The sequence below is a fragment of the Parvimonas pharyngis genome (assembly GCF_046569675.1).
Lineage (GTDB): Bacteria > Bacillota > Clostridia > Tissierellales > Peptoniphilaceae > Parvimonas.
The window spans coordinates 245,713-260,251 of sequence record NZ_JBKICJ010000001.1 but is presented as its reverse complement, the minus strand read 5'-3'; the positions used below and the strand labels follow the sequence as shown (position 1 = coordinate 260,251).

The following is a 14,539-nucleotide window of genomic DNA, read 5'->3' as shown; positions in this document are numbered from 1 at the left end:
TCCCCCTTAAAATTGTTCTAAAAATCTTTTATCATTATCATATAATAGTCTAATATTATTAATTTTATGTTTAACCATTGTAATTCTATCAATTCCCATACCAAAAGCAAATCCAGAATATTTTTTAGAATCAATTCCACATGCTTCTAATACATTAGGGTGAACCATTCCACATCCTAGTAATTCCATACTCCAACCGGTTCCATTACATACTTTACATCCTTTACCTTTACAATTAAAGCAAGATACATCTACTTCAGCGCTAGGTTCAGTAAATGGGAAATAATGAGGTCTATATCTAGTTTGCATATCTTCCCCAAAAAATTCTTTAATAAAAGTATTAAGTGTTTCAATCAAATTGCTCATATTTATATTTTCACCTACTACAAGTCCTTCAATTTGATGAAACATTGGAGAATGAGTATCATCTACCTCATCAAATCTAAATGTTCTTCCGGCAGAAACCATTTTAATAGGTGGTTTTGTTGATAACATAGTTCTAATTTGAACAGGTGAAGTGTGAGTTCTTAATAACAAATCTTTATCAATATAAAATGTATCTGACATCTCTCTTGAAGGGTGATCCATAGGAGAGTTTAATTTATCAAAATTATTTTCTACCGTTTCAATTTCTGGTCCATCAATAACGGAAAAACCCATAGAAATAAAAAAGTTCTCAAGCTCTTCCATTGTTTGGTTAAGAGGATGTCTATGACCCATATCTATAAATTTTTTGTTGATTGTTACATCTATAGTTTCTTGTTTAATTCTTTTTTCAAGTTCTTTTTTATTGAATAATTCTATTTTATCATTAATTTTATTTTCAATTTCTGTTTTTGTTTGATTAATAAGTTCCCCGATTTTTGGTCTTTCTTCTTTTGAAACATTTGCCATATTTCTTAAAATACTAGTAAATTCACCTTTTTTACCCAAATATTTTATTCTAATTTCTTCTAATGTATTTTTATCAGAATCTTTTATTTCACTTAAAATTTTTTCTTTTAAATTACTAATTAATTCTCTCATGTCTTTCTCCTATTTAAGATTATATTTTTTTATAATAGTAGCCTTCTCCCCATTTAGTTTGAATATATGTTACATCACCTTTATTAATTTTTTCACGTAATCTTCTGACATGAACATCTATTTTTCTATAGTCGCTAACATGTTCTTCTTTCCAAACTATTTTCGCTATATCTTCTCTACTAAATATTTTTTCTGGGTTAATAGCCATTATATACAAAATATCGAACTCTTTTCCAGTTAAATCTACTTCCTCACCTTTTAGCTTTACTGTCCTTCCAACAATATTAAACTCTAGATCATCAGCAAATATTAAATTATCTATATCTGTTCTTCTTTGACCAAATCTTCTCATTATTGCACGAATCCTTGCTTTTAATTCAAGAATATTAAATGGATAAATTAAGTAATCATCAGCGCCATACTCAAAAATTAAAATTTTTTGCATATCATCTTTTAATGTTGTTGTTATAATTGTTGGTACATCACAAAATTCATTTAATTTTCTTTTCAAATCTAACCCAGTACCATCTTTAAAATTCATATCCATGATTATAATGTCAAAATTTTTCTGATCAGCCAAAATTATAGTATCTTCAATATTATTGGCCGTTGTAATTTCATAATTTTCATCTTCTAACATTGAGTACATCAAGTCCTTAATTTGTGAATCAATAGGTAAAGCCATTAATATTTTTAATTTCATAAAACAACTCCTATTTTACTAATATTCTCTCGTTATCTTTTCTTAAAGTTATTTTTTCTTTATCTAAGAATTCAAGTAATTCCATTGTTGATTTTCTGTTTGAATTAAGTAAGTCTCTAGCATCTGAAACGGAAATTGATCCATTATTTACAATAAATTCTTTTATCATATTTACAGCTAAATCATAGTTTATTTTTAGCATATAACCAGAGTCTAATTTTATTACCTCTTTATTACTTATCAAATATAAAATTAATTCTTTAAAGTGTTCTATAGATATATCAATTTTGAAATCTTCAAAATTGATTATAGAAAACTTATCAGAATTGAATGTATTCTTTATAGATTCTATTCTTTTATAATCTAAGTCATCAAGTGAAACTTTAAAATCTAATAAAGAAACATATTCATCAGATACATTAAATTTATCAGAGATTAAATAGTTTATAAATTCATTTTTTATTTTACCATTTAGTGTATCAAAAAATTTAGATTTCAAAGTTTCTTTAGATACACCTATTCTTTTTGGAAATTTCTTGTGAAATTCTTCAATAAATAAAGTAATTTTATTAATTAAATTATTCATAAAATTTTTAGAAATTATTAATCTATCCGGACCATTTCCAAAAGAAATAACTTCTTTTTCTGAAATTAAATCATTAATAAGATTTGTGATATTTTCAGAAGAATCAGAAAATAAACTATAATAATTTTTTTCGGAGTAAAAATTATTACTAAATCTATCTATATAATGATAAATATACTCTTTAAAAGAACAATTATCAAGTTGTTTAATTTTATCAATATCATTAGAATTATATCTTTTTTTCTTAGTAGCGTTAGAGTCAATAATATACCCTCCACCTATAGTATATAGAGGAGAAAAAAGTCTAAGGATGAACTTATCATTTCTTTTACTGATTATTGGTTCTTCTAATCTTAATTGAATTATATATTCTTTATTAGATTCTAATTCCTCGTCTTCTAATAAAATTGCTCTACATAAAACCTCATTTGATCCTATATATAGATGAAATCTAGTTCTATTAGTTATTGCAAAAGGCAAATTTACAGTTTTCAATTTAATATCTATAATACTACTTTCAGTAAAAGTATTATTTGGAACCAATACAGAGCCTTTTGGGACGTCTTCTTTTTTTACATTTGCTAAATTTATAGCAACACGTTGTCCTGCAAAAGCTGCATTAACATTACTATCATGAACTTGTAGATTTCTAACTTTTGTTAATTTGTTTTCAGGATAAATTAAAAGTTCATCATCTATTTTTAAAGTTCCTGAAATTAAGGTTCCTGTAACTACAGTACCAAATCCAGTAATTGAAAAAGATCTATCTACATATAGTCTTGGATTTGAATTTAAATCTTTTTCGGGTAAAGTATCAACAATTCTAATTATTTCGTTTTTTAATATATCAATACCTGTTTTTTCAGTTGAGGATATTTCAATTATTCTTGCATCTTCTAAGAAAGTTCCTTTAACTTCGTCAGAAATATCCAATTTAACAAGTTCAATCCAATCTTTATCTACTAAATCACACTTTGTTAACGCGATTATACCATTCTTTATTCCGATTAAATTTAAAATATCTAAATGTTCTTTTGTTTGTGCCATGATTCCTTCATCAGCAGCTACTACTAATATGATAATATCCATACCACAAACACCAGAAAGCATATTTTTTATAAATTTTTCATGTCCAGGAACATCAATAATTCCAACCCTCAAATCATCATTTAAGTCAAAATGAGTAAAACCTAGCTCGATTGATATTCCCCTACTTTGTTCTTCTTTTAGTCTATCAGTATTTCTGCCAGTTATTGCTTTAATTAATGTTGTTTTTCCATGATCAATATGACCGGCAGTTCCAACGATAATATTTTTTTTATTATCCATACTATTCTCCTATTAAAGATTCAATTGCTTCTTTAATTATATAAAATTCATTCTCAAAAATTGTTCTAACATCTAAAATTAAGTTACCTTTATAAATTCTAGCAATAATTGGAATTTTATAACCTCTTAGTATTTGTTCCAATTCATTTTCTGTATAAGATTTAGATATTATTTTTATTGCTTTTGAAGGTAATTTTTGAGTTGGTAGTGAACCTGCACCAACTTCTGAATTAATATTAATAATCTCAAATTCAAATTCTGAACTTTTACTAATATATTCAATTAGTTTTTCTGCTTTTTCATTAAGTTTTTCTATACTTATAGTTAGCATATTTAAAGTGGGTATCTTTGATACCGCAACTTCTTCATCAATATAGTAAGAAAACACAGATTCTAGTGCAGAAAGAGTAAATTTATCTACTCTTAATGCTCTTGTTAACTGGTTCTTTTTCATTTTTTGAATATATTCTTTTTTTCCAACAATAATACCAGCCTGTACTCCACCTAGAAGTTTATCACCACTAAAACTTACAATATCTACCCCATTTTTGATGCATTCTTGAACTGTAGGTTCATGACATAACCCATATTTAGATAAATCTATTAAAACTCCTGAACCTAAATCTTCTATTATTGGAATATTATATTTTTCTTTCAATTCATTTAACTCAAAAGAAGATACCGATTCAGTAAAGCCTAAGATTTTAAAATTGCTTTGATGAACTTTAAAGAATGCTGATGTATTTTCATCTATCGCATTTTCATAATCACTAAGATGTGTTTTATTTGTAGTTCCAATCTCTTTAAGTTCAGCTCCACTTTCTCTACATACATCAGGAATTCTAAATGATCCACCTATTTCAACTAATTCGCTTCTACTAGTAATTACATTCTTTCCTTTTGCCATTGTAGATAAAATTAACATTACAGCCGCAGCATTATTGTTTACAACAATGCAGTCTTCTGCTCCAGTAATTTTCTTAATAATATTTGTTAAATGAGAATATCTAGAGCCTCGTTCACCTTTTTCTAAATCATATTCAAGATTTGAGTATCCAATTGATACATTTTTAATATTTTCAAATATTTCTTCATTTAAAACAGATCTTCCTAGATTTGTATGAATAACAACACCGGAAGCATTAATTACTTTTCTTAAATTTAATATATTTTTATTATATACATTATTTTCAATACTACTTACTAAATTTTTAATATAATTAGTTATTGAATTTTCATCATATCCACTTGAAATTTTATTTCTAATATTATCTAGTTCTTCATGAATAGACTCCATAACTAAATTTTTAGAATTGTTTTTTAATAGTTTATTAATTACATCATTTTCTAAAAGTTGATCAACTTTAGGTATCATTTTGTACAAATTCATAAATATCTCCATTATTTAATAGTCAAATATTTTTCAGTTTTTTCTACTACTCTTCCTATTACTGCAAATCTAGTAGGGATTTCCTTCAATTTTTCTAATATATCTTCTACTTCATTTTCAGGAACAGTTATAAGTAACCCACCTGAAGTTTCTGGATTAAACATTACATTTAGTAAAGATTCATCGATTTCATTTTCTAAAATATAGTTATTTCCAACAAATTTTTTATTATCATAGCATCCTTTAGGAATTAATCCCATATTTGCATAATCTAAAGCACCTTTTAAAATAGGCATTTTAGAACTATCTAGTTCAAATGTTGTATTTGATCCCTTTGCCATTTCGTAACAGTGTCCCATTAAACCAAATCCTGTTATATCAGTACATGAATTTATTGTATTATTTTCTACTGCCCTTTTTGCATATTTATTTAGAGTTTCCATTGTGTGAGTTGCATCTGCTATTTCTTCGTTTGTTGCTATACCACCTTTTATAGCTGTATTAATAACACCAAGCCCAATAGGTTTAGTAATAATTAGAACATCACCTACTTTAGCGGATGAATTTTTCCAAACCTTTTTAGGATGAACAAAACCAGAAACACTTAATCCATATTTTGGCTCATCATCTTGTACAGTATGTCCCCCTATAAGTAAACATTCTGCTTCTTTCATTTTTTCTAATCCGCCTCTAAGTATTTCTGTTAATACTTTTGGTGGTAAACAATTTGGAAAACATACTATATTCATAGCCATAGTTGGTTCTCCTCCCATAGCATAAACATCTGATAGAGAATTAGTAGCAGCTATTTTCCCAAAAGTAAAAGGATCATCTACAATTGGAGTAAAAAAGTCTAGCGTTTCAATTAAAGCTAGTTCATCATTAATTCTATATACTGCAGCATCATCAGAAGTTTCAATTCCAACCAGTAAATCTTTACTTATAGAAGTTCTATTATCTAAACCAGATAAAACCTCGTCCAGAATATCTGGACCGACTTTAGCGGCTCATCCAGACGTTTTTGCGTATGATGTTAATTTTATATCTTTTAAATCAATATTTTTCATTATAATCTCCTATTCTACTGTAATCTCATTTTTTATTTTTTCAAAAGTTTTCTTTCCAATTCCCGAAACTTTTGTTATATCTTCAATTTTTACAAATTTATGTTTTTCCCTATATTCAACTATAAGTTTAGCTTTGTTTTCGCCTATTCCTGGTAATTTACAAAGTTCTTCTATACTTGCTGTATTTATATTTACTAACTTATTATTAGAATTAGAATTATTTAAATTATTAATAGATTCAGCATGTGATTCACCTTTTTTATAGATATGTATTTTCATTTCATCTTTTAATTTAATAGCTAAATTAATTTTTGATTTATCTGCATCAGCAGTTAATCCACCAGCTGCACGAATTGCATCATCAATTCTATCTCCGTTAAACAGTTTATATAATCCTGGATTATTGACTTCTCCATCAATATGTATATAAATTTCTAAACTCGTATTACTTTTTTCAATTGACTCATCATCATTTTTAGTTTTATTCTCAAATTTAGTTGAGTGTATAGCTTCTTTATTATAATTTTTTGAAGCAAAAAATTTATAACCAAATCCAAATCCTGATAATCCCAAAAATAAACTAGCAATCAAAATTATGTCTTTTTTATTCTTCATAATAATACACCTCAATTATTGCATTTACGAAATAAAGATACAGCTTAATTATACCATATTATTACAAAAAAATCTAATATTATAAAAATAAACTAAATATATTAAAATAATTTAATATATAAAAAATGAGATGTAAAAAACATCTCATTAAATAATTTAGTAATTTAAAACTCACATAAACCTACAGTTCTTGGGAAAGGTAATACATCTCTAATATTTTGCATTCCTGTTAAATACATAAGCATTCTTTCAAATCCTAATCCATAACCACCATGCTTAGTACCGCCAAATCTTCTTAAATCTAAATACCAAGAATAATCTTCAATACTCATATTTGATTCTTTCATTTTTTGTTCTAATACTTCTAATCTTTCTTCTCTTTGGCTTCCACCAATTAATTCGCCTATTCCAGGAACTAGCATGTCTGTTGCTGCAACAGTCTTATTATCATCATTAAGTCTCATATAAAAAGCTTTTATTTCTTTAGGATAATCAGTTAAAAAAACAGGTCCTTTTACAACTTTTTCACAAATATATCTTTCGTGTTCTGTTTTCAAATCTACTCCCCATTCAACAGGATATTTGAAATTTTCATTTGAAGATTGTAATATGTTAATCGCTTCAGTATAAGTCATAACTTTGAATTTTGAGTGTACAACTGAATTTAATCTTTCGATCAATTCATTATCTATAAAATCATTAAAGAATTTCATTTCATCAGGAGCATTTTCTAGAACAAATTTTATTATATATTTTACCATTTCTTCCGATAAGTTAATTACATCTGTTAAATCTGCAAATGCTATTTCTGGCTCAATCATCCAAAACTCGGCAGCATGTCTTGTTGTGTTAGAATTTTCAGCTCTAAATGTTGGACCAAAAGTATATATATTTCTAAATGCCATAGCAAAAGCTTCACCCTCTAATTGTCCACTTACAGTTAAATTAGCTGATTTTGAGAAAAAATCTTGTGTAAAATCTACTTCTCCACTTTTAGTTCTAGGTAAATTGTTAATATCTAAACTTGTAACCCTAAACATTTCTCCAGCTCCTTCGGCATCACTAGAAGTAATAATTGGAGTGTGAGCATAAACAAAACCTTTTTCAAAGAAGAATTTATGAATAGCATAACTTAAAATTGATCTTACTCTAAAAACAGCATTAAATGTATTTGTTCTAGGTCTCAAATGTTGAATTGTCCTTAAAAATTCAAAAGTATGTCTTTTCTTTTGAAGTGGATATTTATCTGTAGACTCTCCTTCAATAATAATTTCTGAGGCATTGATTTCAATATTTTGCTTTCCACCTAAACTTTTAACTACTTTACCTTTAACAATGATAGCAGATGGTAATAATAACTTTGAAACAGCTTGAAAATTACCTAATTTTGACTCTACTACAATTTGTATACTTTTAAATGTAGTACCATCATTTAGCTCAATAAAACCTATATTATTGTTAAAACGACTATTTTTTATCCAACCTGCAACTTCTACTTCTGTATCAATAAAATTATCTTCGTTTATAAAAATATCTTTTAATAGAAACATATTATTTATCCTCCAATTTATCATAAAAATTCTTTTCATATCCAATATTTTTAGGATTATAAAATTTAAAATCCTTAATTTTTTCTGGCAAGTACTCTTGACCTGTAATCATATCTTCAAAATCATGAGGGTATTTGTATTCCTCTTTCGGTTTTGAAATAGTTATTGAGTTTTTTAAAAAATCAGGGACTTCTTCCAATCCGTTTTCTTTAACAAATTTCATTGCTCTATTTATAGCTAAATATGAAGTATTACTTTTATCACTACAAGCTAAATAAATCGCACATTGTGATAAAATGATTCTAGCCTCAGGCATACCTATTTTTCTAACAGACTCAGCACATGAATTTGCTAAAACTAATGCATTTGGATTTGCATTTCCAATATCTTCAGATGCAAAAATAATCATTCTTCTTGCTATAAAGTTAATATCTTCACCAGATATTAACATTGATGCTAGATAATATATTACAGCATCTGGATCTCCAATTCTCATAGACTTTATAAAAGCTGAAATAAAGTTATAATGTTTATCTGAATTCTTATCATAGTATATTTTTACCTTATCAAAAATTGTTTTTATTAAATTTTCTGAAATAATTTTTTCATCTGATTCTATATTATCTACTATTAGTTCTAGATAATTTAAAGCTGATCTTGCGTCTCCATTTGATAATTTTATCAAGTATTGTATACCATCTTCAGTATAACTTATTTTTTGAGTTTTGATTATTTCATCATTTAAAATAGCATTATCAATTATATTTTTTAAATTTTCAAAACTTAAAGCTTTCAGTTCAAAAACAACTACTCTTGATAACAAAGCACTATTTACTTCGTATGCAGGATTTTCAGTTGTAGCACCAATAAATATTATATCGCCATTTTCAACATATTCAAGTAAAAAATCCTGTTGTAGTTTATTAAATCTATGAATTTCATCTATAAATAATATAGTTCTTTTATTATACATTGATAAGTTATCTTTTGCAAGTTCAACAATTTCTTTAATTTCTTTTGCCCCTGATGTTACTGCAGAAATTTTAACAAAAAAATTATCACTATTACTTGATATTATGTTGGCAAGAGAAGTTTTACCAGAACCAGGTGGTCCATATAATATCATGGATGAGTATTTATTATTTTTTATCATGTTTTTTAGAACAGAATTATTTTTAATTATATTATCTTGACCTACAAAAAAATTTAAGTCTTTAGGTCTCATTCTCTCAGCTAATGGTTTTGACAACTTAGAAAATAAATTGTAATTCACTTTGAATAAATCCATATTTTCCTCTTTTCTATAAAATTAGTACCTCGAAAAACGAGGTACTAATTTTTTTTAATATTTCTTTAATTCTTTTACTTTTGAAGCTTTACCCACTCTATCTCTTAAGTAGAATAATTTAGCACGTCTAACTTTACCACGTCTAATTACTTTTAAGCTTTCAATTCTTGGAGAGTGAATTGGGAATGTTCTTTCAACTCCAACTCCTTGTAATACTCTTCTTACTGTAAAAGTAGCTCTTGATCCTTTTCCTTGAATCTTAATTACTGTTCCTTCAAAAGCTTGAACTCTTTCTCTATTTCCTTCTTTGATTTTATATCCGATAACAACAGTATCCCCAACATTAAAATCAAATTTTTCTTGTCTTAATTGTTCATTTTCAATTTGTTTTATTATATCCACAACAATTCCTCCTAGTATCAATGTTCTTAATTTATTTCTATAAACCAGAGGAACATCCTATTTATTTTTTAAAATATACTTTTCATATAAGTCAGGTCTTTTTTCTTTCGTATTCTTAATTGAAGATTCTATTCTCCACTTTTCAATTTCTTTATGATTACCGCTAAGTAAAACATCCGGAACTTCTAAACCATTAAAATTTCTAGGCCTTGTAAAAACATCATACTGTAATAAATTATTATAATGTGAATCTGAAATTGCACTCTCTGAATTTCCTAATACACCATCTATCATTCTACAAACGGCATCCATTAGTAGTAATGCAGGAATTTCTCCTCCTGTAACAACATAATCGCCGACAGAGATTTCTTCATCAACATAATTATTTATAACTCTTGAATCAATCCCTTCATAATGTCCACATAATAGTATTAAGTGTTCAATATTGGATAATTCTTTACATTTTCTTTGAGTTAAAACTTCTCCTTGTGGAGAAAGAAATATAACTTTTGAAGCTTCAGTTTTACTAAAATTTATAGCATCAAAAACTGGTTGAACAGCCATCAACATACCAGCTCCACCACCATAGATTTCATCATCAACTTTATTATGTTTGTCTTTAGAAAAATCTCTAATATTTAAAACTTCTAGTTCAAAAATTCCTTTTTCTATAGCTTTTCCTAAAACTCCATAATTCTTTATTGAATTAATAAAATCTGGGAATAATGTTAAAATTGTAATTTTAGTCATTTAAAATACCATCTATTATATTTACCTTCATTATAGATTTATCTAAATCAACTTCTTTGACAAACTCTTTAACTGCTGGAATATATATGCTTTTACCTTTATACTCAATATCATAAACATCATTTGCTAAAGTTGTTAATACATCTTTAATTTGACCTATAAAATTTCCATTTTGATCAAAAACATTTATTCCAATTAATTTATAAATATAAAACTCATCATCTGGAAGCTCTAACAAATCGGACTCCTCAATAAAAAGTCCTTTATTTTTAAATTCCAGTACTTGGTTTATATTATCATATTCATTAAATGTTAGCAAAGCTAATTCAGAAGTTAATTTCCGAACAGACTTAATAGTAACTTCATTATTTTTATCAATATAAAACTTACAGTTAGCATTAAATCTATTAATATCTGATGTTAATGAGTAAATTTTTACAGTACCTTTTATTCCATGAACATTTATGATTTTTGCAACTTCAATAAATTCCATAATACTAATTAATTTCTACGATTACCTTTTTACCTAACTTCATTGCAGAAGATCTAACAATTGTTCTTATAGCTTTAGCAATTTTCCCTTGTTTACCTATAATTTTTCCAATATCATTTTCATCTGCCTTAATAAAAATCTTCACTAAATCTCCATCTTCTTCAGTTGTTATAACTAAATTATCTGGATTATCTACTAAAGACTTTACCATAAATTCAACTAATTCTTTCATATATACTTTCCTTATTTATTTTCAGAATATATATTATTATTTTTAAATAATCTATTTACAGTATCAGTTGGTTTAGCACCATTCTTAATCCAAGTATTAACTTTTTCAGCATCTACTTTAATTTCTTTAGATTCTGTTAATGGATTATAGTATCCAATTTCCTCGATAAATTTACCATCTCTAGGTGCTCTTGAATCAGCAACAACTATTCTATAAAATGGTTTTTTCTTTGAACCCATTCTTTTTAATCTGATTTTAACTGCCATATTGTCCTCCTTAAAATTTATTTAAAAAAAGGTAAACCAAATTTTCCTTTTTTCTTAGCTCCTTTAGTCATTTCTTGCATTTTTTTCATCATTTTTTTACTATCTTTAAATTGTTTTAATAACTTATTAAGATTTGTAATACTCGTTCCAGAACCTTTTATAATTCTTTGCTTTCTAGAATTATCAATTATATCTGGATTTTCTCTTTCTTTTTTTGTCATCGATAAAATCATAGCTTCTATTTTATCAAGTTCTTTCTCATCGATATTAATATCTTTTAGCATTTTTGAATTAACACCTGGCATCATAGATAACAAGTCTTGTAATGGACCCATATTTCTAACTTGTTGCATCTGATTCAAAAAATCATCTAAAGTAAAACTTTGTTTTCTTATTTTTTCTTCAAGTTCTTTAGTTTGTTTTAAATCAAATTGTTTTTGAACTTTATCAATGACAGATAAAATATCTCCCATTCCTAAAATTCTTGATGCCATTCTATCAGGATAAAATTGCTCTAAATCATCAAGCTTTTCACCTACACCTATAAATTTAATTGGCTTACCAGTTATTGCTTTAATTGATAGGGCTGCTCCACCTCTCGCATCTCCGTCTAATTTTGTCATTATAACGCCAGTAATGTCTAGTTCATTATTAAAACTTTCTGCTACATTAACTGCATCCTGACCTGTCATAGAATCTACTACTAATAGAATTTCAATTGGGTTAACAGATGATTTAATGGATTTTAATTCATCCATTAATACATCATCAATATGTAATCTTCCAGCAGTATCTAATATAACTATATCTTTAGAATTTGAATTAGCAAATTTTATTGATTCATTTGCTATTTTTGTAACATCTTTACAATCTTCTATTGTAAAAACAGGAACATCTACTGATTTTCCTACAACTTGCAATTGTTTTATTGCTGCAGGTCTGTATACATCACATGCAACAAGAAGAGGCTTTTTATTTTGTTTTAAAAAATGTCTCGCAAGTTTTCCTGCATGAGTAGTTTTTCCGGCCCCTTGTAAACCACAAAGCATAATAACAGTTGGAGGATTAGAATCTATTTGAATCTTCTCTTCCTTTTTTCCCATAAGTGCCGTAAGTTCTTCATTAACAATTTTTATAACTTGTTGTGCTGGAGTTAAGCTCTCCATAACTTCTTTACCAATTGAACGTTCTTTTACATTACTTATAAATTGTTTAACTACTTTGAAATTTACATCAGATTCTAAAAGTGCAAGTTTAACTTCTCTCATAGCAAGATCAACGTCTTTTTCAGAAAGTTTACCCTTACCTCTTAGTTTACTTAACGCTCCTTGAAGCTTTTCAGATAAATTCTCGAATATCATTCCTACCACTTCCTATAAGTCATTTTCAATTATTTCTTTATTTTTTTTTTGAATAATATCTAGAATATTAATTAAAGTAGAATTATCTTCATTTGAATTTTCAATTAATTGGTTAATTTCTTTTAAATTTTTATTGATTTTTTCAAATTTAGAAATCAATTTTAATTCTTCTTCATAGAATCTCAATTTTTTTTCTGCTCTACTTAAAATATCTGATATACCTTGTTTAGAAATTCCATTTATTTCAGCAATTTCTCTAAGTGATAAATCTTCATTACAGTGCTGATCGACAACATTATACTGTTTGTCGCTAAGTAGTTTACCATAATAATCAAATAGAACGGCAATTTCAACTATTTTTTCCATAATCACCTCTTAAATGGGTCAAGTTTTTTTCTTGACCTTAATATTATACCATTAAATAAAGATTTGTCAATAGTTTTTTTAATTTTTTCAAAAAAAAAAAAAAATTAACGTTAAAATAAACGTTAATTTTTAAATTATCTAAAAATAGCATTTACAAAATCTCGATCATTATAATCTTGTAAGTCATCTATTCTTTCTCCTATACCAATTTGTTTAACAGGTATTCCCATTTCTAATTGTATTGTAAATACTACTCCACCCTTTGCAGTACCATCCAACTTTGTTAAAATAACACTATCTATATTTGCAGTATCTCTAAATTCTTTTGCTTGTACAATTGCATTTTGACCTGTAGTAGCATCTAAAACTAAGGTTACTTCTTTGTTTGCTTCAGGAAATTCTCTATCAATTATTCTAGTAATTTTATTTAATTCATTCATTAAATTCTTTTTGTTATGAAGTCTACCAGCAGTATCACATATTAAAACGTCAATATTTTTACTCTTGGCGCTTTGAATTCCATCATAAACTACAGATGCCGGATCTGCTCCTTCTTCATTTGAAATAATTGGAACATTAGATCTATTAGCCCATTCTGTAAGTTGTTCTGTTGCAGCTGCTCTAAATGTATCAGCAGCAACTAACATTACATTTTTACCTTGTGCCTTAAATTTATTTGCTAATTTACCAATAGAAGTTGTTTTTCCAACTCCATTTACTCCAACAACTAGTATAATAGTTGGGATACCATCTGTAATATTAAAATTATGATTTAATTCTTTTTCATTTAATTTAAAATTCATTAGTTCTATTAATTTGTCTTTTATTAGTGAAGGTTCTTTAATTTTTTCGTTTTTTACAATATCTTTTAAATCATCAATTAGTTCCATTGTAACTGTGGCTCCTATATCAGCTGAAACTAAAATATATTCCAATTCCTCAAATAACTCTTCATCAATTTTTGAAGACATAGAAAGTAAATTATCAATCTTACTAGATAAGTTATTTCTAGTATTTGCTAATCCAGATTTTAATCTTTCAAAAAAGTTCTGTTTTTTATCTGTTGTTTCTTTAGTCTGTGTTTCTTCATTTTTCTTTCCAAAAAAATTAAACAT

The 14,539-nt window shown here is 26.7% G+C and carries 16 protein-coding genes; all 16 read right to left on the bottom strand.

Annotated elements, in window-relative coordinates; genetic code table 11:
• Positions 1–6: 6 nt before the first annotated feature.
• The 16 genes from pheS to ftsY all read right to left on the bottom strand — a co-directional run bounded on the left by pheS (position 7) and on the right by ftsY (position 14,539).
• A complete protein-coding gene (pheS, locus tag ACLGL0_RS01240; RefSeq protein ID WP_411013322.1) occupies positions 7–1,026 on the bottom strand; it encodes a phenylalanine--tRNA ligase subunit alpha in 1,020 nt (339 codons plus the stop codon).
• 19 nt (positions 1,027–1,045) lie between these two features.
• Positions 1,046–1,729, bottom strand: coding sequence for a response regulator transcription factor (locus tag ACLGL0_RS01235; protein ID WP_411013321.1), 684 nt, complete (start codon positions 1,727–1,729; stop codon positions 1,046–1,048).
• A gap of 10 nt (positions 1,730–1,739) precedes the next feature.
• Positions 1,740–3,644, bottom strand: a complete 1,905-nt coding sequence (gene selB / locus ACLGL0_RS01230; protein ID WP_411013320.1) for a selenocysteine-specific translation elongation factor — start codon at positions 3,642–3,644, stop codon at positions 1,740–1,742.
• A 1-nt stretch (position 3,645) separates the two neighbouring features.
• Complete coding sequence (gene selA, locus ACLGL0_RS01225; protein WP_411013319.1) at positions 3,646–5,034, bottom strand: L-seryl-tRNA(Sec) selenium transferase; 1,389 nt, start codon at positions 5,032–5,034, stop codon at positions 3,646–3,648.
• Positions 5,035–5,045: 11 nt separating this feature from the next.
• On the bottom strand, positions 5,046–6,101 hold the full coding sequence (gene selD, locus ACLGL0_RS01220) for a selenide, water dikinase SelD (RefSeq protein WP_411013318.1): 1,056 nt from the start codon (positions 6,099–6,101) through the stop codon (positions 5,046–5,048).
• A 9-nt stretch (positions 6,102–6,110) separates the two neighbouring features.
• Positions 6,111–6,716: a helix-hairpin-helix domain-containing protein gene (locus tag ACLGL0_RS01215; protein WP_411013317.1), complete on the bottom strand. Its 606-nt coding sequence runs from the start codon at positions 6,714–6,716 to the stop codon at positions 6,111–6,113.
• 164 nt (positions 6,717–6,880) lie between these two features.
• Positions 6,881–8,266 carry an asparagine--tRNA ligase gene (asnS, locus tag ACLGL0_RS01210; protein ID WP_411013316.1) on the bottom strand — a complete coding sequence of 462 codons (1,386 nt, stop codon included), beginning with the start codon at positions 8,264–8,266 and terminating at the stop codon, positions 6,881–6,883.
• 1 nt (position 8,267) lies between these two features.
• Positions 8,268–9,554 (bottom strand): replication-associated recombination protein A, encoded by a 1,287-nt coding sequence (locus ACLGL0_RS01205; RefSeq protein ID WP_314557598.1) that lies wholly within the window; start codon positions 9,552–9,554, stop codon positions 8,268–8,270.
• Between the two features lie 54 nt (positions 9,555–9,608).
• Positions 9,609–9,956 (bottom strand): 50S ribosomal protein L19, encoded by a 348-nt coding sequence (rplS, locus tag ACLGL0_RS01200; RefSeq protein ID WP_233055584.1) that lies wholly within the window; start codon positions 9,954–9,956, stop codon positions 9,609–9,611.
• A 57-nt stretch (positions 9,957–10,013) separates the two neighbouring features.
• The gene (trmD, locus tag ACLGL0_RS01195; protein WP_314557597.1) at positions 10,014–10,706 is read right to left on the bottom strand and encodes a tRNA (guanosine(37)-N1)-methyltransferase TrmD; all 693 of its coding nucleotides are present in this window, start codon (positions 10,704–10,706) and stop codon (positions 10,014–10,016) included.
• Complete coding sequence (gene rimM, locus ACLGL0_RS01190; RefSeq protein ID WP_411013315.1) at positions 10,699–11,199, bottom strand: ribosome maturation factor RimM; 501 nt, start codon at positions 11,197–11,199, stop codon at positions 10,699–10,701. Before rimM ends, trmD begins: the two co-directional genes overlap by 8 nt.
• Before the next feature lie 4 nt (positions 11,200–11,203).
• Complete coding sequence (locus tag ACLGL0_RS01185; RefSeq protein ID WP_313962597.1) at positions 11,204–11,431, bottom strand: KH domain-containing protein; 228 nt, start codon at positions 11,429–11,431, stop codon at positions 11,204–11,206.
• A gap of 11 nt (positions 11,432–11,442) precedes the next feature.
• Complete coding sequence (gene rpsP, locus ACLGL0_RS01180) at positions 11,443–11,697, bottom strand: 30S ribosomal protein S16 (RefSeq protein WP_041953914.1); 255 nt, start codon at positions 11,695–11,697, stop codon at positions 11,443–11,445.
• Between the two features lie 17 nt (positions 11,698–11,714).
• Positions 11,715–13,058, bottom strand: a complete 1,344-nt coding sequence (gene ffh, locus ACLGL0_RS01175) for a signal recognition particle protein (RefSeq protein WP_411013314.1) — start codon at positions 13,056–13,058, stop codon at positions 11,715–11,717.
• Between the two features lie 12 nt (positions 13,059–13,070).
• On the bottom strand, positions 13,071–13,424 hold the full coding sequence (gene ylxM / locus ACLGL0_RS01170; protein ID WP_314557594.1) for a YlxM family DNA-binding protein: 354 nt from the start codon (positions 13,422–13,424) through the stop codon (positions 13,071–13,073).
• A 134-nt stretch (positions 13,425–13,558) separates the two neighbouring features.
• Positions 13,559–14,539, bottom strand: a complete 981-nt coding sequence (gene ftsY / locus ACLGL0_RS01165) for a signal recognition particle-docking protein FtsY (protein ID WP_314557593.1) — start codon at positions 14,537–14,539, stop codon at positions 13,559–13,561.